Here is a 24,364-nt window from a genome sequence, read left to right as displayed (position 1 = left end):
GCCCGACGTCATCCTGAGGCCGGCCACACCGTAACCAGCGTCTGCACGAGAGGTTGCAGGCCGAAGGATCTATCGGCACGGCAGCACGTGATTCGGCGAGCTGCACTGATGCTTCCGGCGGATTCCGTATAAAAGATTAGAATCACACGGAGGGAACGAAGGAAGCGGAGGACTCATCGCAATTCCTCCGCTTCCTCCGTTCCCTCCGTGTGATTCCGCTTTACTCCGGTGTCTCGTCGTGCAGCGGGATCTCGGCGCGGACGCGGGTGCCCGTGCCGGGGGTGCTGGCGACCTCCACCCGCCCGCCGATGTAGCCCGCCCGCTCCTTCATCCCGAACAACCCCAGTCCCCCGCCCTCCGTCGACATCACATTGTCCGGGTCGAAGCCGCGCCCGTCGTCCTCCACCGTGACGACGAGGCGGCCGCGCTCGTGCGCCAGCGTGACGGTCGCGCGGGTGGCGCGTGCGTGGCGGACAACGTTGGAGAGCGCCTCCTGCACGATGCGGTAGGTGGCCAGCTCCGCCTCGGGCGGGAGGTCGCCGGCCACGTCGTCGGCGCGCAGCTCCACCTTCAACCCGGCGATCTCCTCCAGCGAGCGGGCGTGGCCCTCGATGGCCGGAACCAGCCCCAGCTCGTCGAGCGCGGGCGGGCGCAGGCCGCGCGCGAAGCGGCGAATCCCCTCCAGCGCGCGGGAGACGTCCTCGCGCATCCCGTCCAGCAGCGGCTCCATCTGCGCGGGGTCGCGGCTGTTGCGCACCACGCGGATGCGGATCAGGAGCGCGGCCAGCATCTGCGCGGTCTCGTCGTGCAGCTCGCGGGCGATGCGCTTGCGCTCCTCCTCGGCCGCGCTCAGGGCGCGCGCGGCCACCTCGCGCAGCCGCGTCCGATACGCGGCGGCGGTGTCGAGCATGGCGTTGAAGGTGCGCCGCAGCCGCTCCAGCTCGCGGTCGGCCACGGGAGAGACGGGGGCGCGCCGGTCCAGCTCGCCGCGCTGCACGCGGGCGGCGGTGCGCTCCAGGTCGTCCAGCGGGCGCAGCGCCACGCGGAGGATCACCGCGTTCACCAGCAGGGTGACGGCGATGCCGATCAGCGCCAGCAGCCCGGTGAAGCCCAGCAGCGAGGCGCCGGGCTCGTCGCGCACGAAGCGCGCGGTCACCAGCGTCCCGAAAAGGGTGCCGACCAGCACCAGCACCGCGTTGGCGATCAGGATCTTGTAGAAGAGGGGGATGCGGAGCAGCGCGCGCACGGACCCCGGGAGGCGCGATGGCGGCGCGTGCGGCGCGGCGTTCGGCTCGTCCGTCTCCGGTGCGTCGTCCATGCGCGGATCAGGCGGGATTTCTGGGGGATCGGAAACGGTGCGGAAGATACCGGCGGCGATCCGTCGTGGACAGGATTCGGTGCGTTCTCCCGGCATCGCTGGATCTCACGCGGAGACGCGGAGACGCGGGGGGGTTGGCGCGGGGACGGGCATCCCCGCGCCGCGCTTTCATTCGACCGAGACGACGGGGAGAATCTCCTTGCCGGCCAGCAGAGTGACGATCCGTTCGAGCCAGCGCTGGTCCGTCTCGTCGAAGGCGGCGGGGAGGGTGCTGTCCACGTCCAGCACGGCGATCAGCTCGCCGCGCGCGTCCAGCACCGGCACCACGATCTCCGACGCGGAGGCCGAGTCGCAGGCGATGTGGCCGGGGAAGGCGTTCACGTCCGCGACGAGCTGCGTCCGCCGCTCGCGCGCCGCGGCGCCGCAGACCCCGCGCGCGAAGTCGATCTCCAGGCACCCCATCGTCCCCTGGTACGGGCCGACGAGCAGGCGCGTGGCGCCCACCCGGCGGTAGAAGCCCGTCCAGAAGAAGTAGGGGAACGCGTTGTGGAGGAGGCAGACCACCGTGGTCATCGCCGCCAGCAGGTCGCGCTCGGGGGCGAGCACCGCCTCGATCTGCGCGGCCACGTCGCGGTAGCGCTCCTCCTTCGCCGCCGCGTCCATCCGCAGTTCGCCCGTCCGGTCCGCCACCAGCGTGTATTCCGCCATCGTCCGTACTCTATCTCTCGTTGAAGAAACCTGGCCTCACGCGGAGCCGCGGAGACGCGGAGCGGGTTCCCATGCACCTCCGCGTCTCCGCGTGAGATCCAGCGATGCGCGGAAGACGCGGAAACCTCAGTCCGCCGCTTCCGCCTCCATGATGCGCGCCGCGGGGGAGGCGTGGCCGGGGTCGGAGCGGACGATCATCACGCCACCGAGGGTCAGGATCGCGCCGAGGAGCGCCCACTCCGACGGCCGCTCGTGCAGCAGCACCGCCGCGCAGGCGACCGCGACCACGGGGCTCAGGTTGGAGAAGATGGCGGTGCGCGTGTTGCCGATCCGCTCCACGCCGCGATACCAGATCAGGTATGCCAGCCCGATGGCGAAGAGCGCCGAGAACACCAGCGCCGCCCAGTCCAGCACGTCCACCTTCCCCCAGTCCTGCCGCACCAGCGCGGGCGAGCCGAGCGCCACCAGCCCGACCGCGCCGGTCCACATCGTCCACGCGGTGGTGCGCACCGCGCCGTACTTGCGCACCATCGGCCGGGCGCTGACGGTGTACGCCGCCCACGCGAATGCGGCGAAGATCAGGATCACGTCGCCCGTGACCTCGCGCGCGCTGCGCAGCCCGATCCCCGAGCCGGTGATCAACGCGATCCCGCCGATGGCGACCGCAGCGCCGCCCCAGGTGCGCCACCCCGGGCGCTCGTGTCCGGTCAGCGCGGAGAGCATCGCGGTCATCACCGGGCTCACCGCCAGGATCAGGCTGGCGCTTCCCGCGGGCGTCCGCGCGAGCCCCAGCACGAAGCATCCCTGGTAGATCACGTTCCCCAGGATCCCCAGCCCGATCAGCCGGAGTACGTCGCGGCGCTCGGGGCGGCCCACGTCGCCCTGCGCGCGCATCACCATCCACACGAACACGCTGGCGATGCAGAAGCGGAGGGCGTTGAAGGCCAGCGGATCGAACTGCGCCAGCGCGTGCTTCACCACCGAGTAGTTCACGCCCCACACGAGCACCATCAGCGAGAGCGCCGTCTCCGTCCATCCCCAGCCGGGAACGGGGCCGCCCGCCTCCGCCTGGATCGCGCTCGCTTCCACCTCCTGCCGCGTCATCCCTCCGCCTTTCCTTGAACGGCACGCGGGAAGGGCACCGGCCCCTCCCGCGCTTCGTCGTCTCCATTCTATCCCGCCCGCAGCTTCGCCGCACGTTACACCTGCGCCGCGATCCGGTTCGCCGCCGCGTCTCCGCGTAAGGCCCAAGAGAATCAGCCCCCCGCCCGTGAATTGGGCGAGGGGCCGAAGTCCGTCAGCCGGTCAGGCGAGGTCAGACACCGTAGCGGCGGCGGGCGTCGCGCTCCTCGGCCACGCACTGGTTGCGCACCCGGCTCTGGTAGCTCAGGTCCAGCGGGCGCTGGCGCGCCAGGGCGCGGCACTGCGCGTCGTGGTTGCGCTTCCACGCGTCGAACGCGCCGCGGTTGCTGCTGCTCGAACCGCCGTACACGTTGCCGCGCGAGTCGTAGTAGCGGCCCGTGCGCGAATCGTAGTAGCGGCCGGTGCGCGGGTCGTACGAGCGGCCGAAGCGGTCCGTGGTGCGGCCGCTGGTGCTGCCGTACTGGTCGCGGTAGCGCGGATCGTAGCGCCGGTCGTAGCGGTTGTTGCCGCGGCCGCAGTTGGCCACCGTGTTGTGCGGGTTCCCGCGCCCGATGCACCACCCCGGCGGCACCCGGCGGCTCAGCGTGCCGTTGCTGCGGCGCCAGCTGTCGCTGCGGCGGTCGTCCCGCCGGTCGTCACGCCGATCGGTGTGGCGGTCGCCGTCGCGGTCGTCGTGGCCGCGGCCGTGCTCCTTGGCCTCGTGCCCGCGGCCGTTCCCATGCCCGTTCCCGTGCTGGGCCAGTGCCGGCGACGCCGAGAACGCGGCGGCCACCACCAGGGCCAGGGGGAGGGTCAGCTTGCTCGTCATTGGTCAGAAACTCCTGGTTACGGCGATCTGCTACGCCCGTTTGGCCGTGGAAGGAGCAAGGGCGGTGCCATCTCCGGTATTCCCAAGCGGATGGGAGATTTTTCAGCGGGCGCGCGGCTTTGCCCGTCCGCGCACGAAACGGACGGTGGCGCCGCGTCCACGCGCGGGGACGGGAGGCGTCCGCCGGGGGGACAGTGGGCGCACCCGGCCCCTCCGCGCCTCTCCCGCATCGCTGGATCTCACGCGGAGACGCGGAAGCGCTTCCATACACCTCCGCGTCTCCGCGTCTCCGCGTGAGATCCAGCATCTTCAAACGGAGAGAACCGAAAGGGGGGACGACGAAGATGTATACGGTATTCACCCATCTTGCCACGCGCCGTTCACCGCGCCTAGTTTGGCGCCCATCCATCCCCATCTTCCCCGATCTCCCACGCAGGAGCCCGACCCGATGAAACGTGCGCCGTACGCGCTCGTGCTGGCGGCGGCCGCGGCGTGCGCAGGGGGGCAGGCACGTCCGGCCACGCGGCCGGGCGCGCAGAGCCAGCCCGCCCCCGCGCGCGCCCCGACGCCCTTCCCCAGCACGTACCGCCCCTTCGCGTCCACCCCCACGCTCATCCGCGGCGGCACGGTGATGACCGCGGCGGGGCAGGTGATCCCCAACGGCCAGGTGCTGATGGTGGACGGGAAGATCGCCGCCGTGGGCGCCACCGTAACCGCGCCCGCGGGGGTGACGGTGATCGATGCCACGGGGAAGTACGTCACCCCCGGCATCATCGACGACCACTCGCACCTGGGCGTCTACCCGAGCCCCGAGGTGCAGGCGCACAGCGACGGCAACGAGGCCACGCAGCCCAACACCGCCGAGGTGTGGGCCGAGCACTCCGTCTGGCCCCAGGACCCCGGCTTCGTGCGCGCGCTGGAGGGCGGCGTCACCACCCTGCAGATCCTTCCCGGAAGCGCCAACCTGTTCGGCGGGCGCAGCGTGGTGCTGAAGAACGTGCCCAGCCGCACCGTGCAGGGGATGAAGTTTCCCGGCGCGCCGTACGGGCTGAAGATGGCCTGCGGCGAGAACCCCAAGCGCGTGTACGGCAACCGCGGCGGGCCGTCGACCCGGATGGGCGAGATGGCGTGGGACCGGCAGGCCTGGATCCGCGCGCAGGCGTACCGCGAGAAGTGGGACCGCTGGGACCGCGGCGACCACTCGGGAACCGCGCCCGAGCGCGACCTAGAGCTGGAGACCATGGCCGGCGTGCTGCGCGGCGAGATCCTGGTGCACAACCACTGCTACCGGGCCGACGAGATGGCGCAGATGATCGACATGTCGCGCGAGTTCGGCTACCACATCCGCTCGTTCCACCACGGCGTGGAGGCGTACAAGATCCGCGACCTGCTGGCAGCCGACTCCATCAGCGCCTCGCTCTGGGCCGACTGGTGGGGGTTCAAAATGGAGGCGCTGGACTTCACCCGCGCCAACCTCCCGCTGGTGTTCGAGGCCGGCGTGCGCGCCATCGTGCACTCCGACGACCCCACGGGAATCCAGAAGCTGAACCAGGAGGCGGCCAAGGCCATCGAGGCGGGGCGGGAGATCGGCATTGACGTGTCGCCCAACGACGCGCTGCGCTGGATGACGGCCAACCCCGCGTGGGCGCTGGGGATCGACCGCTGGGTGGGCACGCTGGAGCCGGGGAAGAACGCCGACGTGGTGATCTGGTCCGGCAACCCCTTCTCGGTCTACACCCGCGCCGACCAGGTCTTCATCGACGGCGCGCTGATGTTCGACCGTTTCAACCCGCGGCGCCAGCCCCGGACCGACTTTGAGGTGGGACTGTTCCCAGCGGAGGCCAGCCAGTGAGAACCCGAATCGTCGCCGCCGCCATGCTCCTGGCCGCGGCCCCCGCCGCGGCGCAGACCGTGGCCATCGAGGGCGGCACCGTGTACACCGCCGCCGGCGCGCCCATCCGCGGCGGCACCGTGCTCATTCAGGACGGCCGCATCTCCGCCGTCGGCGCCGGCATCGCCATCCCCGCCGGTGCCGTCCGCATCGACGCGCGCGGGAAGTGGGTGACGCCGGGGCTCTTCGAGAGCTCCACCAACCTGGGCCTGGTCGAGGTCGGCGGCGTCCAGGAGACCAACGACTTCCGGATGCAGGACACCGACCGCGTGGCCGCCGGCTTCAACGTGGCCGACGGGCTCAATCCCCGGTCGATGGTGATCCCGGTCACGCGCATCGCCGGGGTGACGACCGCGGTGAGCCGGCCCACCGGCGGGCTGATCGCCGGGCAGGGCGTGCTGCTGGACCTGGACGGCAGCCGCGTGGAGACCATGCTGATCCGCAACCCCGCGGGGATGTGGGCCAGCATCGGCGAGAACGCGCGCGACGCGGGGCACGGCGCCCGCGGCGGCATCATCATGCGCCTGCGCGAGGTGCTGGAGGACGCGAAGGCGTACGGCCGCAACCCGGCGAGCTACGACCGGGGCGAGAGCCGCGAGCTTTCCGTGAGCCGGCTGGACCTGCAGGCGCTGCAGCCGGTGCTGGCCGGGCGCCTTCCGCTGGTGGTGGAGGCGCACCGCGCGGCCGACATCCAGGAGGCCATCCGCGTGGCCCGCGAGTACGGGCTGAAGCTGATCATCTCCGGCGGCACCGAGGGGTGGATGGTGGCGCAGGACCTGGCCGCCGCGCACGTGCCGGTGATCGTGAAGGTGCTGAACAACCTTCCCGCCAGCTACGAGGCGCTGGGCGCGCGCTACGAGAACGCCGCGCTCCTGCGCCGGGCCGGCGTGCAGGTGGCCATCACCAGCGGCGAGACCTTCAAGGCGTACAACATCCGCCAGGAAGCCGGCAACGCCGTGGCCTACGGGCTCCCGTGGGAGGAGGCGTTCCGCGCGGTGACCCTCTACCCCGCGCAGATCTGGGGCGTGGCGGACCGCTACGGGTCGCTGGAGCCGGGGAAGGTGGCCAACGTGGTGGTGTGGGACGGCGACCCGCTGGAGCTGCTGACCCGCGTGGAGCACGTGTTCATCCGCGGCCGCGAGATCCCGCTGGTGAGCCGCGAGACGCAGCTCCGCGACCGCTACCGCCACCTCGACGATTCGCGGGCGTACCGGCAGTAGGCGGAAGTACGAAAGTACGATTTCGGTAGATGGCGATCGGGCGTCCCCCGTGCTTCGGCGCGGGGGACGCTTCGCTTTGGGCTCACGCGGAGACGCGAGAATTCTTACCGGGTCTGGCAATCACCTGAGCATCGCAAACGCACAAAGAGACGTCATCCTGAGGCCGGTCACACCGTTATTGCCCCCACACGAACGGCAGCAGGCCGAAGGATCTATAGGCGAGGTCGCACGTGCGCTTGCCGGATTGCACGATCGATCCCGAACTCGGCATCACCGGCTGGACGGAGTTCTTCGCGGCTCTGCATCTCTCCGTGAGATCCACCCGCTCTGGAGATAGACGAAATTTACAATTGCGGTCATTAAACGCATGGTTTAGATTTAGGTCGTCTTCCTGAGACAGCTAAGTTGGGCGTTGGAGATTCTCCCGGTGCGCAACCGCGTGACGGGAGGGGCGGATCCACTTCCGTCCTCTTTAGCCCTTCACGAGCAGAGACGAGGACGCCTTCATGCGCCGGCCTGGTCTGGCGCGCACCATCCCCTGTGGAAGGAGGAAGGATGCGACGGTTCTCCACCCTGCGCGGCGCCGCGGCGCTGCTGGCCATCATCGCGGCCGCCGCGTGCGACACGCCCACGGCCTCGCCGGCCGCCCGCACCCCGGCGCAGACACCCGCGCGCTTCACCCTGTCGGCGCCCACCGGGCTCTCCGTCACCAACTCGGGCGGCTACCCGCTGGTCAGCTGGACCGCGCCAGCGGGCGCCACCTCGTACAAGGTGAGCCTCATCAACTACAACACCGTGAACGGTGCCTACCAGCGCCGCTTCATCGGTACGCTCGCCACCGTCACCTCCACGTCGTATCTCGACACCGCGAACCCCTGGACGGGCTCGTACATGAAGTGCGACATCGAGGGGCCGGACGGGAACATCTACGGCGGCTGGTACGAGTACCAGGTGATCGCGAACTACCCCACCGGCAGCAGCCTGGACGCCCGCATCTACGCCCCGATCGGCGACTGCTGACCGCTGCGGCCTGGAATCGAAGCGTCCCCCGCGCCTTCGCGGGGGACGCTTCGCTTTTGATCTCACGCGGAGACGCGGAGACGCGGAGACGCAGAGAACTCATCGCTGGACGGAGTTCTCCGCGGCTCCGCGTGAGGCATTTCCATCGGCCAAGCAGGATCGTAGGATGGACGCGCCACGGTCCTCATCCCCAGACGCGTATCCCGATGCCCGAATCGCTCCGCACGCGCCTGACGCGCATCGCCGTCACCCACTTCTTCCCCGCGTACCGGGGGACGGGCGGCAGGATCACCTACATCGCCGACGACTGGTACGAGGTGCGGGTGGAGATCCCGCTGAGCCGGCGCACGCGCAACTACGTAGGCACCATCTTCGGCGGCAGCATGTACGGCGCGGTGGACCCCATCTACATGGTGATGCTGATCAAGCTGCTCGGCCCCGGCTACACCGTGTGGGACAAGTCCGCGTCCATCCGCTTCCGCAAGCCCGGCCGCACCACGCTGCACGCCCGCTTCACCCTGGACGACGCGGAGCTCGGCGCCATTCGCCAGGCGCTGAAGACGGAGCGCGCCCTCGACCGCACCTACCGCATCGAGCTGGCGGACGCGGAGGGCACCGTGCACGCCGAGGTGGAGAAGGTGATCCACATCCGCCCCCAAAAGCGCTCCGGTGCCGCATCCGCCGCCGACGCCGCGGGATGACAGATTTTATCGGCGCCCATAGATTGTCTCCGGAAGTGGGTGACGCCGGGGCTCTTCGAGAGCTCCACGAACCTGGGCCTGGTCGAGACCTCGCTGGAGGGCGGGCGCGCGTACCAGGCGCTGATCCGGCTGGATGCGGACTACGTGGCCCCCGCGCCGGGGAAGCGGGCGTGCAGCCCCGTGCTGGAGAACCGCCAGGAGCTGGTGGACCTGCTCCACGGCGTCGCCGAGCACCATCCGCAGGCGGGGAAGATGCCCGCGCCGGTGAGCAGGTCGGCGGTCGTGCGGCTCGTCGTCAACCGCCGCGGCACGGTAAGCTACGTGGAGGTGGTGCAGCCCACCGGCGACGAGTTCGTGGACCGCTACGTGGCCGCCATCGCCGAGCACCTGCGCTTCACCCCCGCCACGCTGGACGACGTGCCGTACGACGTGCGCACCCGCTTCACGCTGACGTTCAATCTGAACTGATAGAAGAAGTCCTGAGTCCTGAGTCCCAAGTCCTGAGTGGAACTTCAAGTTGGGCATCCACACGGCCGCGTGGTTCGGCACTCGGCACTCGGCACTCGGCACTCAGCACTTTGCGGTGACGGATTCGATTGACGGACCCGGGGGATGGGGATAGACTTCTGCGCGCGCGGACGGAGCCTGCTCCGCCCGCGCTCCGTTTTCTCCTCGCCCGCGCTCCCCTGATGCACCTGCTTCCGCTCCTGACCGCGCTGATCGCGGGCTTCGCGCACGCGCTGGAGCCCGACCACATGGCTGCGGTCACCACCTTCGTCTCGCGCCGCCCGGGCCCCGCCAAGTCGGTGGCGTTCGGCGTGCGCTGGGGCGTGGGGCACTCGGCGGCGCTGCTGGTGGTCGGGCTGCTGCTGGTGGCGCTGGACCTGCGCGTGCCCGAGCGGCTGACGCGCGGGCTGGAGTTCGGCGTGGGCGGGATGCTGCTGGGGCTGGGCGCGTGGCTGCTCTGGAGCGTGCTGCACGAGCGCGCGCACCGCATGGCCGCGCGCGGCGGCGAGCACGACCACGCGCATCCGCACACGCACCGCCACGGCAGCCTGTGGGTGGGGATGGCGCACGGGCTGGCGGGCACGGCGCCGCTGGTGGCGCTCCTCCCCGCCGCGCTGACGCGCTCGGCCTGGCTCGCGGGCGCCTACCTGCTCTTCTTCGGCGTCGGCACCACGGTTGCGATGGGACTCTACGCGGTCGCCGCCGGCCTCCTCTTCGACCAGGCCGGCACGCGCGTCCCCACGCTCGGCCGCACCCTGCGCACGCTGACGGCCGTAGGCAGCGCCACCCTCGGCATCGTGTGGATGGCCGGCGCCCTCAGCGCGGCCTGATGAGTGCGAGAGTGCGAAAGTAGAGGGTGATTCCGTCACCAAGCTTAGGACTTAGCACTTAGGACTTAGGACTTCCTTCTTCCCGGATAACCGCGAATGACCGACGAAACGCCGCAGGCCGAGACGCCGCAGGTCACCATCACCGTCCGTAACAACGGGCCGTACCGCGTGGAGGGGCCGATCCGGCTCGTGGACGCGGACGGGAACGAGTACCCGCTCACGCCGGGGAAGGGCATCTCCCTGTGCCGCTGCGGCGCGTCGACGAACAAGCCGTTCTGCGACGGCACGCACTCCAAGCTCGGCTTCCAGGCCGCCGAGCGCGCCGTCCGCGAGGCCGAGGGCGGCAACTCGTAGGGCGCTTCTCTGGATGGAAATCGCGAGCTCCCGCGCCATTCATGCGCAGGGGCTCGCGTTTCGTTGCGCTCTCGACGGAATCGCAGCGCGGAGATGTCGCGGCAGCTACCTCTCCCGGTACGGGAGAGTGGACAGCCTCGGCCGGCCGGAGAGGGCGCGATACGGCGGAGACGCGTCGCGGTCCAATAGCGCGCCGACATCGATCGATCCGTCACCCACGGACGCAAAGAATGATTCTTGACATCATCCAGCGGTTCCCATAGGATGGCAGGCATGACCTTCGCCGCCTGCTTCCGCGCCTGTACCGCCTGTCGCCCGTCTCCGGACGGACCGACGGTGCGCGCGCGCTGCTGAAGCGCGGGTCCAACTTCGCCGGGTCAACCCACCCGGCCGCGCCGCCCGGTCCGCACTTGCGAGGCCGGGCGTTCCTGTCTCCGGGCGGGGGCGCGCGGGCACGGCGGGCGGGCGAAACACCTGATCAATCCAGGAGGGATGGAATGACCGACACGCTGACCACCCCCACCCCCATCGAGGCGCGCGGCTACGCGCACCCCGAGGCGCTGGTTTCCACGCAGTGGGTGGCCGACCACCTGAACGACCCCGGCATCCGCATCGCCGAGAGCGACGAGGACGTGCTGCTGTACGACGTGGGCCACGTTCCCGGCGCCGTGAAGATCGACTGGCACACCGACCTGCAGAACCCGCTGGACCGCGACTACCTGGACGAGGAGGCGTTCGCGAAGCTGATGCGCGAGAAGGGGATCACCCCCGACACCACCGTCGTCTTCTACGGCGACAAGAACAACTGGTGGGCCACGTACGCCCTCTGGGTCTTCCGCCTCTTCGGCCACAACCGGGTGAAGATCATGGACGGCGGGCGGAAGAAGTGGGACGACGAGGGGCGCCCGACCAGCACCGATTACCCGTCGTATCCGCCGGCCGAGTACCCGGTGCCCAAGCGCGACGACGAGAAGATCCGCGCCTTCCGCGACGACGTGCTGCAGCACGTGAAGAAGCACGGGCAGCTGGTGGACGTCCGCTCGCCCGAGGAGTACCGCGGCGAGAAGCTGCACATGCCCGAGTACCCGCAGGAAGGCGCCGTCCGCGGCGGCCACATCCCGGGGGCGAAGAGCATGCCCTGGGCGCGCGCCGTGAACCCCGACACCGGCGAGTTCCGCGGCGCCGAGGAACTGCGCGGGCTGTACGAGGGGCAGCTCGGGCTTAAGCCGGGCGAGGAGACCATCGCCTACTGCCGCATCGGCGAGCGCTCGTCGCACACCTGGTTCGCGCTCAGCTACCTGCTCGGCTGGCCGAACGTGCGCAACTACGACGGCTCGTGGACGGAGTGGGGCAACGCGGTGCGCCTCCCCATCGAGCGTCCGTAGCGTCCGGTAATCTCACGCGGAGACGCGGAGACGCGGAGAACTGATCGCGACACAGAGTTCTTCGCGTCTCCCGGCATTGGCCCCACCGGGCGTCACGGAGACGCGGAAGGACTTTGCCTGCACCTCCGCGTCTCCGCGGCTCCGCGTGAGATCCAGCGATCTCCGGAATACTGAATACAGAAGAGGACGGCACCTTGCGGCGCCGTCCTCTTTTGCTGCGATGTCCGAAAGAACCTAGCGGAGCCGGCTGAGCAGCTCGCGGTTGGTCTTGGTGTCGTTCAGCTGCTTGTTCAGCAGCTCGATGGCGTCGGCGGGCTGCAGCGAGTTCAGCGCGCGGCGCAGCTGCATGGCCTTGTCCACCTCGTCGGCGGCGAAGAGCAGCTCCTCGCGGCGGGTGGAGCTCTTGTCCACGTTGATCGCCGGGAAGATGCGGCGGTCGGCCAGCTCGCGGTCCAGCACGATCTCGCTGTTGCCGGTGCCCTTGAACTCCTCGAAGATCACCTCGTCGCCGCGGCTGCCGGTCTCGATCAGCGCGGTGGCGATGATGGTGAGGCTGCCGGTGCCGCCGCGCACCTTGCGCGCGCTGCCGAAGAAGCGCTTGGGCTTTTCCAGCGCGCCGCTGTCGATGCCGCCCGACAGCACGCGGCCGGTGCCGCGCTCGGTGGTGTTGTAGGCGCGCGCCAGGCGCGTCAGCGAATCCAGCACGATCACCACGTCGCGCCCGCTCTCCACCTGCCGGCGGGCGTGCTCCAGCACCATCTCGGCCACCGCCACGTGCCGCTCGGCCGGGCAGTCGAAGGAGCTGGCGATGACCTCGCCGCGCCCCAGCATCTCCATCTCCGTCACTTCCTCGGGGCGCTCGTCCACCAGCAGCACCAGCAGCACCGCTTCGGGATAGTTGACCGCCACGCCCTCCATGATGTTCTGGAGCACGGTGGTCTTGCCGGCCTTCGACGGCGCCACGATCAGGGCGCGCTGCCCCTTCCCCAGCGGGGCGATGAGGTCGATGATGCGGTTGGTGTTGTCGCGCTTGCCGCGGAAGCGCTGCGACTCGCACTCAAGGCGCAGCTGCTCGTCGGGATAGGTGGCCGGGAGCGAGCCGAAGTCCACGCGGCCGCGGGCGAGCGCCGGGTCCAGCCCGTTCACCGCGGTCACGGCGTCCAGCGGGGCGCTCTTGCCGCGCCCCGGCGGCGTGCCCACCGAGCCCTCCACGCGGTCGCCGGTGCGCAACCCGAAGCGGCGGATCAGCGACTGGCTGACGAACACGTCGCCGTCGGCCGACTGGTAGCCGTTGGCCAGGGTACGCAGGAAACCGCTGCCGCTGGGAAGGATCTCGAGGAGGCCCGACGCGGCGGGGGCGGCGGCCGGGCGCGGCTCGCGCTCCGCTGCGGCAGTTTGGGCGGAAATGGTCATGCAGTTTATTCCAGAATTCGTTTCAGGGACGCGAAGACGCCGCCGGCGGAGTGCCGGAAGTTTGGAAGTGCCCGTCTCCTCGTGTGTGGGCTTGGTCAGAGAGGCCGCGCGTGGAGCACGTCAAGTTGCGTGCCGCGGAAGGCGGCAGGGAGGAGATGACGTCCGATCTGTGCGCGGGCAGCAGGAAGATAGCAAAACGGGACGGAAACGCAAGGCGGCCAATGGATCTCATCCACCGTCCGCACCCCCGCGGCTCCGTCGTCCCCGCCCCTTCCTCTCCGGCGCGTCGAGGCTGTCTCCATGGACGCCCGGACCGGTCGCCGCGTCACATCGCGGCGCGGCGCGCGCGGCGGGTCAGCGGCCGCCCGCGGCGAACGAGTCGGGGAGCGAGTCAAGCGCGTCGCGATGCCGGTCCACGCAGGCGTTCAGCTCGTGCGCGGCGGCCCTCAAGCGGGCTCGTGCGCGCCAGCTCGTCCTCGCGGTCGAACAGCGCGATGTCGCCGCCGGCATCGTAGCGGCGGCCGTGAATCCATCCGTCAAAGGGCGGCGCCGGCCGTAAACGGGAAGATGATGGAACCGGCCGAAGGGTAAACAGGCGTCCCGAGCCGCGCAACCGCACGGGGTGGCGGAAGTGACGCGGAGAAGTGGATGCGCGTCATCTTCCCGTCTTCCGAAAACACGACCGCCGCCGCTCCGCGGTCCGGTGCACGTGACGCTGGCGCGAAAGCGTTAAAGCGTCTATGTTTACGGCACCCCCACATCGCCGTTTCTCTCGCCGTCTCCGATGGCAACCCTGATCGACCGCTCGCTGAGCACGCGCAACGGCTCGCTGAGCACCTACAATCGCTCGCTGAGCACGTACAACCCGTACCACCCGCACGCCCGGCGCCGTCGCGCGTTCCAGGCGGGCTTCGGCATCCTGATGATGCTGGGGCTGCTGGGGGCGGCGTTCTTCCGCACGCAGATCGTCCGCAACGACGAGTTCGTGCTGCGCTCGGACGACAACCGCTTCCGCATCCAGCCCATCCCCGCCCCGCGCGGCGCCATCCTGGACCGCAACGGCAAGGTCATCGCCGAAACCGTCACCGGCTACTCGCTGACCACCGACCCCGGCCCGCCGGAGCAGCTGCGCGCGCGCCTGCGGCAGGTGGCGGGGGTGGTGGGGCTGGACGACGCGCGCATCCAGGAGCTGGTGGAGTGGGGCATGCGCCACCGCGACGAGCCGGTGCAGGTGTCGCACAACCTGAGCTTCGCGCAGGTGTCGTGGTTCGCGGAGCGGAGCGGCCGGCTCACCGGGCTGCACGTGGACCCGTACCCCATCCGCCACTACCCGGCGGGCGCGGCGGTGGGGCACGTGGTGGGGTACGTGTCGGAGATCAGCGACCGCGAGCTGGAGAGCGAGGACTGGCGCGGCTACCGCAGCGGCCAGAACATCGGCAAGACGGGGCTGGAGCGCGAGTACGAGCGCATGCTGGGCGGCCGCGCCGGCGCGCGCTACGTGGAGGTGGACGCGCGCGGCAAGCTGGTGCGCGGGCTGACGCGGCGGCTGAGCGAGGACCCCGCGGCGGGCGAGAACGTGCGCCTTACGCTGGACCTGGACCTGCAGCGCTACATCCACCAGGTGTGGCCGGCGGACCGCCGCGGCGCGGTCGTCGCCATGGTGCCGTCGACCGGCGAGATCCTGGCGCTGTACTCGGCGCCCACGTACGACCCCAACCTGCTGGTGGGCTCCATCCCCCGCGCGGTGTGGCAGCAGCTGAACACCGATCCCGGCAAGCCGCTGCTGAACCGCGCCACGCACGGGACGTATCCCCCCGGCTCCACCTGGAAGCTGGCCACGGCGCTGATCGGGCTGGAGCGCGGCGTGATCACCCCCACGCAGGTGATGCCCATCGCCTGCACCGGCGGGATGAGCTACGCCGGGCGCTACAGCCACTGCTGGAAGCGCGAGGGGCACGGCCCGCAGAACCTGCTGCAGGCCATTCAGAACTCGTGCAACGTCTACTTCTACCAGCTGGGGATCATGCTGGGGCTGGACGTGCTGACGCGCGAGGGCACGCGGCTGGGGTTCGGGCGGAAGACGGGGGTGGACCTGCCCTCGGAGAAGGCGGGGAACTTCCCCACCGGGCGCGAGTGGTACGTGCGCCGCTTCGGGTGGCGGCCGCCGCCCAGCGAGGTGATGAACGTGGCCATCGGGCAGGGGCCGAACGACGAGACGCCGCTCAGGATGGCGCAGTTCTTCTCGGCGCTCGCGGGCAACGGAACGTCGCGCACGCCGCACCTGCTGATGAAGCCGCTGAACACCATCCCGGTGGAGACGGACCTGCACGTGGCGCCCACCACGCTGGCGGCGGTGCACGAGGGGCTGGCGCGGGTGATCGAGGAGGGCGGCACCGCGCACGCCGTGGAGCTGCGCAACTGGCAGCTCTCCGGGAAAACGGGAACGTCGCAGAACTCGGCGGACCCCGCGCGGCCGCACGGGTGGTTCACCGGGTTCGCGGGGCCGCGCGGAAAGCCGCCGGAGATCGTGGTGGCGGTGATCGTGGAGTTCGGCGAGCACGGCGCGTCGTCGGCGGCGCCGATCGCGTCGGAGGCGGCGAACTTCTACCTGAACAAGATCCACGGCCGGCCCACGCCGGCGCTGCTGGCCCCCGAGTCGGCCCGCGTGGGCGCGATGATGGGCGCGCCGCCGCCCCCGCCGCCGTCCATCAACCCCGGCACCGTGGGCTCCATGCGGAACTGAGGCGCTGGCCGGGTTCCGATGCGAAGGGCGGAGATCCGTGCGATCTCCGCCCTTCCTGTTTACGATCACACGGAGTCAGCAAAGGAATCGGCACGGATGCCGAAACCCGTGTCAATCCTTGATGTTTCGGAAGGGCCTACCGGACTTCCGGCGCCGACATGCCGCGTTCTCGCGGTAACCCTATCCCAGAACCTATCCCACCTTCCGGCCTGCTCCGTCGGGCTCGCGCGTACAATCTGTATACTTCCCCAAGCCGGGAACACGAATAGAGCCCGAGCCGCGTCCGGCGCGGAGCCTGAACGGTGCACCGCAGGAGCCACAGGGCTACGGGCCGCAGCGGGCGGCGAGGGGGCGTCGGGGACGGAACACCCGCACCGTTACAGGCTCCGAGGGCACCACGGGACCGATGCTGAAGGAAGGTCGCCAGAACGCCGCCCAGCAGCGGCCCGGCCGGCTTGAAAGATGGCGCTTCGGCGGACCTCGCCGTCGTGGCGACTCTGGGCAGCGAAAACAAGGCCTGCAAGGCCTTATTCATGTACCCTATCGTCTCCGCCGGGGCGAGCAAAAAACGCCATAATGCTTGCGAACAATTATTTCCCGACGTATGATGCAAATGACGCGGAGCATCAGCGCCGCGTCCGCTCTCCCTCGCCGTAGAATCCTGCATACGGCCCCTTCATTCCAGAAGACACAGGAGTTCACCATGACGCACCTCCGCCGACGGGGCCTCGTGCTCTGCACAGTTTTCGCGCTTATCGGGTTATTTATTTCTGCGTGTGACTCCACCACCCTGACCCCCGAGCGGACGGTGAAGGCCGACGTCGTCGGCGTGCCGGTGGACTGCTCCACCGACCCGGCCCCGTGCCAGCCGGTGTGCTCCCTTGTGTCCGGCCTGGGGACCACGTGCGCTCCCTTGGATCTCCAATGCCTGGACCCCGCGACGGGAGACCTGTACCCCTGCCCGCTGCCGGCGGAGCGGATCGTGTTCAGTTCCGGAGCCGACCTGGAGTCGTACCTGAGCACGCTTTACGATGCATCCGAAGTCCAGCTTCGCGCCGCGGAGCAGCAACGGGGCCCGGCCCTGTCGCTGCGTGGCTACCTGGACAACGGCGAATCGACGGAGGCCGGCGCGCTGGCATGGGCCTACACGGACGGCCCCACCGGGAACGAGGCCATCGCGCTGCAGAACGACGGCGTGTTCCGCGAGGACTTTGAGGTAAGCGATGCGTTTCTCTCCATCCTGAACGAAAAGGGAGAGGTTCAGGTCGGCGACAGCATCTACAAGGTGACCCGCGATAACGCCTACGTGGTCGCCCCGGAGAACCTGGCCCTGCTGAGCCAGTTGGTGCCGACCCTGAGCTCACCGGCTCCCGCCGCGGATCCGCGGATCGTCGTGAATCCGGTGGAAACTTCCGTGTCCGACGAAGAGCCGCTGCTCGTCCGGACGGCGGATGGGGCATCCGATGGCTCGAGCATACGCATTCTGAAGGACGCCTGTGTCGAACTTTTCGACGGTGGCACCAAGCGTATGAAAGGCACCTCGTACATCACCAACCTAGGGATATACGGTGAAGCCGGCGTGCGGACCCAGTGGGAGCGGAAAAAGTTCTTTGGCTGGTCGAACACGTGGCAGGACGGCATGCTGGCGTATGATCACTCGGCCAGTCTCAGGAGGGCCTCCGGCACCCCGATCTGGCAGAGCCCGCGTTCGGGCAGCAACTTCGGAGCGACCCAGATCAGCAGGATACTGGCCTCGGGATGGTTCATGAGCATCCACGGCTGGATTTCCACGACGCACGTGGTTTCGAATTCGTTCGGCTACCGCGAATGCTACACAAATGTGGTGCGCTGAAGGCGCCGGCATGAAGTTCTGCCTGGGGGCCGCACTGGCCTGAAGCGGCCGGGTGAGATCCCGCGACATCACGGACGGCGGTCTAGTCGCCATCGCTGATCGACAGATGACGAAGCGGCGGCATCCCGCGCGGGGTGACGCCGCTCTCGTTTGCGACGGGCAATGACATCCGCGTCGTCCGGCGCCTGCGCGGGAGCGGCTGAAGCCGCCGCTACAAAAGCGGAATGCCTCGCAGATTCCGTAAGCCGGAGCCTGCACGTGCGACAAAGCGACCTTGGTCGGATTGCACCATACGCGGGTTGTTCAAGGCCTTGGAGGCGATTGCGGGCGTTTTGCATCAGGAGGGCCGCGCGTCTTACGGGCTTCCGGAGACAGGCAACGGACCTCGCACTCGAGCTTGCGCAGGACGCCCGGGTGCTCAACCGCCTCTCCGGCCACGCCGACAGTGCCACGCGGGAACGGATCTACCAGGAGCCGCAGAACGAGTGGGTGCGGGCGCGGGCGGCGGAAGCCGGCGCAGCATGCGGGCCTTCCTCGCCGAGGGGGACAGACACCAGAAGAAGACTTCGTGAACATATCCCACACCTATCCCACCACAGGCAGGTAACGGATCTTGTCCGGTGGCGTAAGTTGCAGGCATAAGGCAGTTTGGCGGCGCGCACAGTGCTGCTGCTGACGATGCTACCAACGATGACACGGAGGAAACGGAGGGAACCGCGTTTCTCCGTTACCTCCGTATGATTCCATTCCTCTCAAAGCTTGACGGCGGCGGCCTCGTCCATGATCCACACGTAGTCGCCGTCGCCGGGGCGGACGTTCTGGGCGGGGAGGCGGAAGGGGTCCAGCGGGCCGCGCAGCACCTGCCACGCGATGCCCGCCTTCCCCGCGCCGACGGCGAACATCTCCACCCGCCGCGCCGCGTTCACCACGGGAAAGGTGAAGGTCACGCGCGGCTCGCCCAGCTCGCGGAGGAGCGCGGGGGCGACGGTGCGCTCGCGCTCGCGCAGCAGGTCGCTGAACGGGAAGAGCGAGCAGGTGTGCGCGTCCGGCCCCACGCCCAGGTGGATGACGTCGAAGCGCGGGATGCCGGCACCGAAGACCCGCTCCAGCTCGTCGCGATACTGCGCCGCGCCCTCCTCCGCCGGCATCTCGCCGAGGATGCGATGCACGTTGGCTTCGGGGATGGGAACGCGGCGGATGAACGCTTCCCACGCCACGGCGAAGTTGCTGCGCGGGTGGCGGGGCGGCACGCAGCGCTCGTCACCCCAGAACAGGTGCACGCCCTCCCACGGGATCCGCGAGGCGAATTCCTCCGCCGCGTACAGCGCGTACATCTCCCTGGGCGCGGTGCCGCCGGAGAGCGCGACCGTGAACCGCCCGCGCGCCTCCACCGCCGCGCGCGCCTCCGCCACGAACGCCTCCGCGCCCGCGCGGGCCGCCGCGTGCGCGTCCGCGTGCACCTCGATCCTCGCCTCGCTCATCTCCGCTCCCCTTTGCCGTCCGGCGCGCTACATTGCGGGCGCCGATCCGATCCCCGCCGCGCGCACCCCGATGATTCTGGACTGGCTCCGCATCTTCCGCAAATGGCTCCGTCCGGCCCCGGCGCGGGCGAACGGCGCGCTGGATCTGCACGCCTTCCGCCGCTGCACGCCCACGCTCGCCCGGGCGCGCGAGATCGCCGCGGGGGCGGGACGCGGCCAGGTGGGTGACGCGGAGATCCTGCTGGCGCTGCTGGAGCACGAGCTCATCCACGCCACGCTGGTGCGCACCGAGGTCGATCCCGCCGCCGTCCGCGCGGCGATCGGGTCCGGGATGCGGCCCGGCGGGCACGACGTCCCGCTCGGCGACCTTCCCTTCGGCGCATCGGCGCACGCGGTGCTCGCCCAGGCCGCCGCGGAAGCCGGGGAGCGCGGGAACGACGTCATCAATCCCCTGCACCTTCTCGCCGGCCTCCTGCGCAACCCGCGGTCGCCCGCCTGCATCGCGCTGGCGAGCTGCGGCTGCAACCTGGAGCGGCTCCGCGAATTCGCCTCCGGCCCCGAGCGCGGGCCGAGCACGCGGCTCTAAGTACGTACACAACAGTCCTGACGATTCCACCGTCGCTCGACCGCTATATCGTTGAATCTCACGCGGAGACGCGGAGGCGCGGAGGATTCGTCACGGCACGGGGTTCTCCGCGACTCCGCTTCTCCGCGTGAGAAATCGCGGTTGGGGAGACGCGGAGATGTGGCTGGCGAATACGATCGATGTTCTTGTACCAGAAGATTTGACACATCTCTGCCGTCGATGTACTATCATATGTAGTACAAGATGTTACCCGTTCCGGAGAGCTGCGGATGGTGTTCGGATGGCGGTCGCAGGGGCGGCGCGAGCCACAAATGCAGGCGGGGCACTACACCTTCGGCGAGGACGTGCGCCTGGCGCTGGCCAACGCGCGCGAGGAAGCCGCCGAGCTGCGGCACCCGCAGGTGGGCACCGAGCACATCCTGCTGGGACTGCTGCGCGACTCCGGCTGCGAGGCGGTGCGGCTGCTGGGGATGGTCGGCGTGAACCCGGAGAAGCTGTGGCGCTACGTGCGCGACGCGGCGCCCGCCCGGCCGGGGAACGCGCCGGTGCGCAGCGAGCTTCCCTACACCGCCGGCGCCAAACGCGTGCTGGAACTGGCCGTGGACGAGGCGCGCATGGGCGACACCGCCGAGATCACCCAGCGCCACCTGCTGGCCGGGGTGCTGGGCGAGGAGACGGGGATCGGGGCGCGCGCGCTGGCCACATTCGGCCTCACCCCCGAGGCCCTGCGCGCCACCCGCCCCGCGTCGTCGCCGCCGGGGATGGCGATCCACGTCGACGATGCGTCGGACAAATCGATCTACGAGCAGATCGTGGGGCAGGTGCAGGAGGCGGTGGCCACGGGTCGGGCCAAGCCGGGCGAGCGCCTCCCCTCCGTCCGCGGCCTGGCCGACGAGCTGGACGTGGCCCCGGGAACGGTGGCGCGCGCCTACGCCGAGCTGGAGCGCCTGGGCGTGGTGGTGACCGACGGCGCGCGCGGCACCCGCATCGCCGAGCGCTCCGCCGCCGTCCCCGCGCGCATCGACGACCTGGCGGGGCTCATCCGCCCGGTGGTGGTCGCCGCGTACCACCAGGGCGCCAGCGCCGCCGACCTGCGCGCCGCGCTGGACCGCGCCATGAGCGGCATCTACCCCGCGGACAGCGGCGCGGCGGAAGAGTAGGCGGCGCGCCCGCCGCATCGCGGGCCCTCTCCCTGGCTTGCCCGGCGCGACTCCCGTCGCGCCGCCGGTCCGCCTGTCCCTCCCCCAAAACCGCCTGGGGGAGGGACGGGGCATCGGCACGGCCTGCATCCACCGGCTCACCCGGCGGGCGGCAGTGTGCCGGAAGAAGCAGCCGGATGCTGGACCGCAGTCCCGCAGGGACTTTGTGCAGTTGTTGCCGCGAATTCATTCGCCTTCAGTTACCCCGCACGCAGCACTCAGCACTCAGCACTTTCACGGCTCCCGCCACTCGCGCCCGCGGTCCTCGGCCCGCGTCGTCTCCCCGATCAGCCGGTCCGAGCACGCGGGGCCCCAGCTCCCGGCGGGGTAGGCTTCCGGCTCGCCGGTGCGAGCCCACTCCTCCAGGATCGGGGTGATGAGCGTCCACGCGGCCACGACCTCGTCCTCGCGCGCGAAGAGCGTGGCATCGCCCACCATCGCGTCCAGCAGCAGGCGCTGGTACGCCTCGGGGGATTCGCGCTGGAAGGCGCGGCTGTAGTCGAAGTCCATCGACACCGGGCGCAGCTCGCCCCGCATCCCCGGCACCTTGGCCTCGAAGAACAGGCTGATCCCCTCCTGCGGCTGGATCTTCAGCACCAGCGCGTTGGGCGCCGGCCGGTCGCCCTCCACGTTGTCGAGGATGGGGTGCGGGGCGGGGCGGAAGCGGACCACCACCTCGCTCACCTTCTTCTTCAGCCGCTTTCCCGTGCGCACGTAGAACGGCACGTCGGCCCAGCGCCAGTTGTCGATCCACAGCCGCAGCGCCGCGAAGGTCTCCGTTCGCGATTGGGGGTCCACGTTCGGCTCGGCGCGGTAGCCCACCGCCTTCCCGTCTTCCGACGCCGCGTACTGGCCGCGCACCGCGTCGTGCGCCACGTCCTCGCCGCGGATGGGGCGGATGGAGCGCAGCACCTTCACCTTCTCGGTGCGGATCGAGTCAGCGTCGTAGCTGGCCGGCGGCTCCATCGCGACCAGGGCCAGCACCTGCAGGAGGTGGCTCTGCACCATGTCGCGCAGCGCGCCCGCCTTCTCGTAGTAGCCCGCCCGCTGCTCCACCCCCACCGTCTCGGCCACGGTGATCTCCACGTGGTCCACGAAGGTGCGGTTCCACACCGGCTCCCAGATCACGTTCCCGAAGCGGAAGACCAGGATGTTCTGCGTGGTCTCCTTCCCCAGGTAGTGGTCGATGCGGAACACCTGCCGCTCGTCGAACACGCGGTGCAGGTCGGCGTTCAGCTGCTGCGCGCTCTCCAGGTCGTGCCCGAACGGCTTCTCCACGATGATGCGCGAGAAGCAATCCGAGCGCGCGTCGCACACCAGCCCCGCGCGCCCCAGCTGCTCGGCCACCAGCTCCATCACCCCCGGCGGGACGGCCAGGTAGTACAGCCGGTTCCCCCCCGTCCCCTGCTCCCGGTCCAGCTCCTCCAGCCGGCGGCGGAGCGCCAGGAAGCCTTCCGGGTCCTCGAACACCGAGCCCACGTAGGCCAAGTGCGGGGCGAAGCGCGCCCACTCCTCGTCGCCCGGCTTCGTGGCGAACTCCCCCAGCGCCTCGCGCATGCGCCGGCGGAACTCGTCCTCCGTCATCGCCTCGCGCGCGAAGCCGACCACCGCGAAGTGCTCGGGGAGAAGTCCGTCGCAGAAGAGCTTGTAGACGGCGGGCATCAGCTTGCGGCGCGTCAGGTCGCCCGTGGCGCCGAAGATGACCAGCGCCTGCGGCTCCGGCGTGCGCCCCGACTTCATCGTCTTGCGCAGCGGCGTATCGGCCGGCGCGCCCGAGGCCATCGTCACCTCGGTCTGGGGAGATGCGTCGCTCATCCGCCCGCGTGGCCCCCGGCGTCCGCCGACCTCACGGCGTGCCCGCCGAACTGGTTGCGCAGCGCCGCGATCACCTGCGCGCCGTAGCTCTGGTCCTGCCGCGAGCGGAAGCGCTGGAGGAGCGAGAGGGTGATGACGGGCGCGGGAACGTTCAGCTCCAGCGCGGTCTGCACCGTCCACCGCCCCTCGCCGCTGTCGGCCACCCACCCCTTGATGGCTTCCAGGTCCTGCCCCTCCTGCCCGTAGGCCAGCTCCAGCAGCTCCAGCAGCCAGCTGCGCACCACGCTCCCGTGGTTCCACAGCCCGGCGATGGCGCGCAGGTCCAGCGGATAGTCGCTGGCGTGCATGATCTCGAACCCCTCGGCGTACGCCTGCAGAAGCCCGTACTCGATGCCGTTGTGCACCATCTTCACGAAGTGCCCCGCCCCGCTGGGGCCCACATGCAGGTACCCGTCCTCGGGCGCCAGCGTGCGGAAGGCGGGCTCGCAGATGCGCACGGCCTCGGCGGGGCCGCCCACCATCAGGCAGTAGCCCACCTTCAGCCCCCAGATGCCGCCGCTGGTCCCGGCGTCCACGAAGTGCAGGCCGCGCTGCGCCAGCTCGGTCGCGCGGCGCCTGCTGTCCTGGAAGTTGGAGTTGCCGCCGTCGATCAGCACGTCGCCGGGCTGCATGTGGGCCGCCAGCTTCTGCAGGGTGTCCTCGGTGGGCGCGCCGGCGGGCACCATCACCCAGACGACTCGTGGCCCGGTGAGCGCGCCCGCCATCTCCTCCAGCGAGAACACGGGGGTGGCACGCTCGGCCGAGCCGATCTTCTTCGTCAGCTCGGCATCCAGATCGAACACCACCACCTCGTGGCCGCCGCGCAGCAGGCGCTCGACCATGTTCCCGCCCATCTTCCCCAGCCCGACCATCCCGAGCCGCATGAGCCCCCTCCCGGTTTCGCGGTCCGCCCGCGCGCCCTGGCGCGGATGGGTGCAATTACGCGGCGTGCGCGAGGCGCGGCAAGGGGAGCGGAGGGGCGATGGCGTTACAGGAACGGGAGATGGGGAGCGGGTGATGCGGAGCGGAGCATCCGGTCGGTCGGAAGGCGGGGAGGGCGAATGGAATTCGCCGGCAACAACAGCACAAAGTCCCTGCGGGACTGCACCCCTGCTTCCCTTCGCCTCCGACACACCGGTGCTGGACTGCAAGCCGGTCGGTGCAGGCCGCGACACCCTCCCCCAGGCTGTTGTATAGACCGGAGACATAGGTTACACCCGTTCGGAGAGATGGGTGACACTCCAGAATGAACGCCCAAGACCTTCAAAGGAGGCTTGGGCATGCCCTGGAGTGGAACGGTGGAGGAGCAGCGGAGGAAGTTTTTCGAAGAGTTCACGGCGCCGGGAGTGAA

At 70.0% G+C, this 24,364-nt stretch carries 20 protein-coding genes; 12 read left to right on the top strand and 8 right to left on the bottom strand.

Annotated elements, in window-relative coordinates:
* Positions 1-220: 220 nt before the first annotated feature.
* The 4 genes from VLK66_RS04455 to VLK66_RS04440 form a co-directional block, all read right to left on the bottom strand.
* Positions 221-1,318: a sensor histidine kinase gene (locus VLK66_RS04455; protein WP_325308170.1), complete on the bottom strand. Its 1,098-nt coding sequence runs from the start codon at positions 1,316-1,318 to the stop codon at positions 221-223.
* A gap of 168 nt (positions 1,319-1,486) precedes the next feature.
* Positions 1,487-2,026: a GAF domain-containing protein gene (locus VLK66_RS04450; protein ID WP_325308169.1), complete on the bottom strand. Its 540-nt coding sequence runs from the start codon at positions 2,024-2,026 to the stop codon at positions 1,487-1,489.
* Between the two features lie 126 nt (positions 2,027-2,152).
* Positions 2,153-3,130 carry a DMT family transporter gene (locus VLK66_RS04445; protein ID WP_325308168.1) on the bottom strand — a complete coding sequence of 326 codons (978 nt, stop codon included), beginning with the start codon at positions 3,128-3,130 and terminating at the stop codon, positions 2,153-2,155.
* A 211-nt stretch (positions 3,131-3,341) separates the two neighbouring features.
* Positions 3,342-3,977, bottom strand: a complete 636-nt coding sequence (locus VLK66_RS04440; protein ID WP_325308167.1) for an OCRE domain-containing protein — start codon at positions 3,975-3,977, stop codon at positions 3,342-3,344.
* A 448-nt stretch (positions 3,978-4,425) separates the two neighbouring features.
* Between VLK66_RS04440 and VLK66_RS04435 the strand changes: the two genes are divergently transcribed.
* The 8 genes from VLK66_RS04435 (at position 4,426) to VLK66_RS04400 (ending at position 11,885) form a co-directional block, all read left to right on the top strand.
* Positions 4,426-5,829: an amidohydrolase gene (locus VLK66_RS04435; RefSeq protein ID WP_325308166.1), complete on the top strand. Its 1,404-nt coding sequence runs from the start codon at positions 4,426-4,428 to the stop codon at positions 5,827-5,829.
* A complete protein-coding gene (locus VLK66_RS04430; protein WP_325308165.1) occupies positions 5,826-7,088 on the top strand; it encodes an amidohydrolase family protein in 1,263 nt (420 codons plus the stop codon). The genes VLK66_RS04435 and VLK66_RS04430 overlap by 4 nt, the downstream gene beginning before the upstream one ends.
* 555 nt (positions 7,089-7,643) lie before the next feature.
* Positions 7,644-8,108 carry a hypothetical protein gene (locus VLK66_RS04425; RefSeq protein WP_325308164.1) on the top strand — a complete coding sequence of 155 codons (465 nt, stop codon included), beginning with the start codon at positions 7,644-7,646 and terminating at the stop codon, positions 8,106-8,108.
* A gap of 206 nt (positions 8,109-8,314) precedes the next feature.
* The gene (locus tag VLK66_RS04420) at positions 8,315-8,809 is read left to right on the top strand and encodes a DUF4442 domain-containing protein (protein WP_325308163.1); all 495 of its coding nucleotides are present in this window, start codon (positions 8,315-8,317) and stop codon (positions 8,807-8,809) included.
* Positions 8,810-8,848: 39 nt separating this feature from the next.
* Positions 8,849-9,277 carry a TonB family protein gene (locus tag VLK66_RS04415; protein ID WP_325308162.1) on the top strand — a complete coding sequence of 143 codons (429 nt, stop codon included), beginning with the start codon at positions 8,849-8,851 and terminating at the stop codon, positions 9,275-9,277.
* A 221-nt stretch (positions 9,278-9,498) separates the two neighbouring features.
* Positions 9,499-10,146 (top strand): sulfite exporter TauE/SafE family protein, encoded by a 648-nt coding sequence (locus VLK66_RS04410; protein ID WP_325308161.1) that lies wholly within the window; start codon positions 9,499-9,501, stop codon positions 10,144-10,146.
* A gap of 96 nt (positions 10,147-10,242) precedes the next feature.
* A complete protein-coding gene (locus tag VLK66_RS04405; protein WP_325308160.1) occupies positions 10,243-10,500 on the top strand; it encodes a CDGSH iron-sulfur domain-containing protein in 258 nt (85 codons plus the stop codon).
* 497 nt (positions 10,501-10,997) lie between these two features.
* On the top strand, positions 10,998-11,885 hold the full coding sequence (locus VLK66_RS04400) for a sulfurtransferase (RefSeq protein ID WP_325308159.1): 888 nt from the start codon (positions 10,998-11,000) through the stop codon (positions 11,883-11,885).
* A gap of 234 nt (positions 11,886-12,119) precedes the next feature.
* Here VLK66_RS04400 and rho read toward each other — a convergent pair whose 3' ends face one another.
* Positions 12,120-13,298, bottom strand: a complete 1,179-nt coding sequence (gene rho, locus VLK66_RS04395; RefSeq protein ID WP_325308158.1) for a transcription termination factor Rho — start codon at positions 13,296-13,298, stop codon at positions 12,120-12,122.
* Positions 13,299-14,082: 784 nt separating this feature from the next.
* On the opposite strand from rho, the gene mrdA reads away from it, so the two are divergent.
* Together mrdA and VLK66_RS04385 are read left to right on the top strand one after the other, a co-directional pair.
* Positions 14,083-16,041 carry a penicillin-binding protein 2 gene (gene mrdA, locus VLK66_RS04390; protein WP_325308157.1) on the top strand — a complete coding sequence of 653 codons (1,959 nt, stop codon included), beginning with the start codon at positions 14,083-14,085 and terminating at the stop codon, positions 16,039-16,041.
* A 703-nt stretch (positions 16,042-16,744) separates the two neighbouring features.
* Positions 16,745-17,893, top strand: coding sequence for a hypothetical protein (locus VLK66_RS04385; protein WP_325308156.1), 1,149 nt, complete (start codon positions 16,745-16,747; stop codon positions 17,891-17,893).
* 752 nt (positions 17,894-18,645) lie between these two features.
* Here VLK66_RS04385 and pgl read toward each other — a convergent pair.
* Positions 18,646-19,374, bottom strand: coding sequence for a 6-phosphogluconolactonase (gene pgl / locus VLK66_RS04380; RefSeq protein WP_325308155.1), 729 nt, complete (start codon positions 19,372-19,374; stop codon positions 18,646-18,648).
* A 70-nt stretch (positions 19,375-19,444) separates the two neighbouring features.
* Here pgl and VLK66_RS04375 point away from each other — a divergent pair, with 70 nt between their 5' ends.
* Both VLK66_RS04375 and VLK66_RS04370 read left to right on the top strand, forming a co-directional pair.
* Complete coding sequence (locus VLK66_RS04375) at positions 19,445-19,960, top strand: Clp protease N-terminal domain-containing protein (protein ID WP_325308154.1); 516 nt, start codon at positions 19,445-19,447, stop codon at positions 19,958-19,960.
* 269 nt (positions 19,961-20,229) lie between these two features.
* Complete coding sequence (locus VLK66_RS04370) at positions 20,230-21,120, top strand: GntR family transcriptional regulator (RefSeq protein WP_325308153.1); 891 nt, start codon at positions 20,230-20,232, stop codon at positions 21,118-21,120.
* 273 nt (positions 21,121-21,393) lie between these two features.
* Here VLK66_RS04370 and zwf read toward each other — a convergent pair whose 3' ends face one another.
* Both zwf and gnd read right to left on the bottom strand, forming a co-directional pair.
* A complete protein-coding gene (gene zwf / locus VLK66_RS04365; protein WP_325308152.1) occupies positions 21,394-22,974 on the bottom strand; it encodes a glucose-6-phosphate dehydrogenase in 1,581 nt (526 codons plus the stop codon).
* Entirely contained in the window at positions 22,971-23,897 is a 927-nt protein-coding gene (gnd, locus tag VLK66_RS04360) for a phosphogluconate dehydrogenase (NAD(+)-dependent, decarboxylating) (protein WP_325308151.1), read from the bottom strand. Before gnd ends, zwf begins: the two co-directional genes overlap by 4 nt.
* Between the last annotated feature and the right edge of the window lie 467 nt (positions 23,898-24,364).

The organism is Longimicrobium sp. (assembly GCF_035474595.1).
Taxonomy (GTDB): Bacteria; Gemmatimonadota; Gemmatimonadetes; order Longimicrobiales; family Longimicrobiaceae; genus Longimicrobium.
Note: the sequence above shows the minus strand (reverse complement) of the source record. Positions and strands in the feature narration are given on the sequence as shown.

Bases quoted from the DNA above. Each gene is read 5' to 3' on its own strand.
- VLK66_RS04370 (WP_325308153.1), top strand. From the start codon at position 20,230: ATGGTGTTCGGATGGCGGTCGCAGGGGCGGCGCGAGCCACAAATGCAG.
- VLK66_RS04385 (WP_325308156.1), top strand. From the start codon at position 16,745: ATGACGCACCTCCGCCGACGGGGCCTCGTGCTCTGCACAGTTTTCGCG.
- pgl (WP_325308155.1), bottom strand. From the start codon at position 19,374: ATGAGCGAGGCGAGGATCGAGGTGCACGCGGACGCGCACGCGGCGGCC.
- VLK66_RS04445 (WP_325308168.1), bottom strand. From the start codon at position 3,130: ATGACGCGGCAGGAGGTGGAAGCGAGCGCGATCCAGGCGGAGGCGGGC.
- gnd (WP_325308151.1), bottom strand. From the start codon at position 23,897: ATGCGGCTCGGGATGGTCGGGCTGGGGAAGATGGGCGGGAACATGGTC.
- zwf (WP_325308152.1), bottom strand. From the start codon at position 22,974: ATGAGCGACGCATCTCCCCAGACCGAGGTGACGATGGCCTCGGGCGCG.
- VLK66_RS04375 (WP_325308154.1), top strand. From the start codon at position 19,445: ATGATTCTGGACTGGCTCCGCATCTTCCGCAAATGGCTCCGTCCGGCC.
- rho (WP_325308158.1), bottom strand. From the start codon at position 13,298: ATGACCATTTCCGCCCAAACTGCCGCAGCGGAGCGCGAGCCGCGCCCG.
- VLK66_RS04450 (WP_325308169.1), bottom strand. From the start codon at position 2,026: ATGGCGGAATACACGCTGGTGGCGGACCGGACGGGCGAACTGCGGATG.
- VLK66_RS04405 (WP_325308160.1), top strand. From the start codon at position 10,243: ATGACCGACGAAACGCCGCAGGCCGAGACGCCGCAGGTCACCATCACC.
- VLK66_RS04435 (WP_325308166.1), top strand. From the start codon at position 4,426: ATGAAACGTGCGCCGTACGCGCTCGTGCTGGCGGCGGCCGCGGCGTGC.
- VLK66_RS04455 (WP_325308170.1), bottom strand. From the start codon at position 1,318: ATGGACGACGCACCGGAGACGGACGAGCCGAACGCCGCGCCGCACGCG.
- VLK66_RS04400 (WP_325308159.1), top strand. From the start codon at position 10,998: ATGACCGACACGCTGACCACCCCCACCCCCATCGAGGCGCGCGGCTAC.
- VLK66_RS04410 (WP_325308161.1), top strand. From the start codon at position 9,499: ATGCACCTGCTTCCGCTCCTGACCGCGCTGATCGCGGGCTTCGCGCAC.
- VLK66_RS04425 (WP_325308164.1), top strand. From the start codon at position 7,644: ATGCGACGGTTCTCCACCCTGCGCGGCGCCGCGGCGCTGCTGGCCATC.
- VLK66_RS04440 (WP_325308167.1), bottom strand. From the start codon at position 3,977: ATGACGAGCAAGCTGACCCTCCCCCTGGCCCTGGTGGTGGCCGCCGCG.
- VLK66_RS04420 (WP_325308163.1), top strand. From the start codon at position 8,315: ATGCCCGAATCGCTCCGCACGCGCCTGACGCGCATCGCCGTCACCCAC.
- mrdA (WP_325308157.1), top strand. From the start codon at position 14,083: ATGGCAACCCTGATCGACCGCTCGCTGAGCACGCGCAACGGCTCGCTG.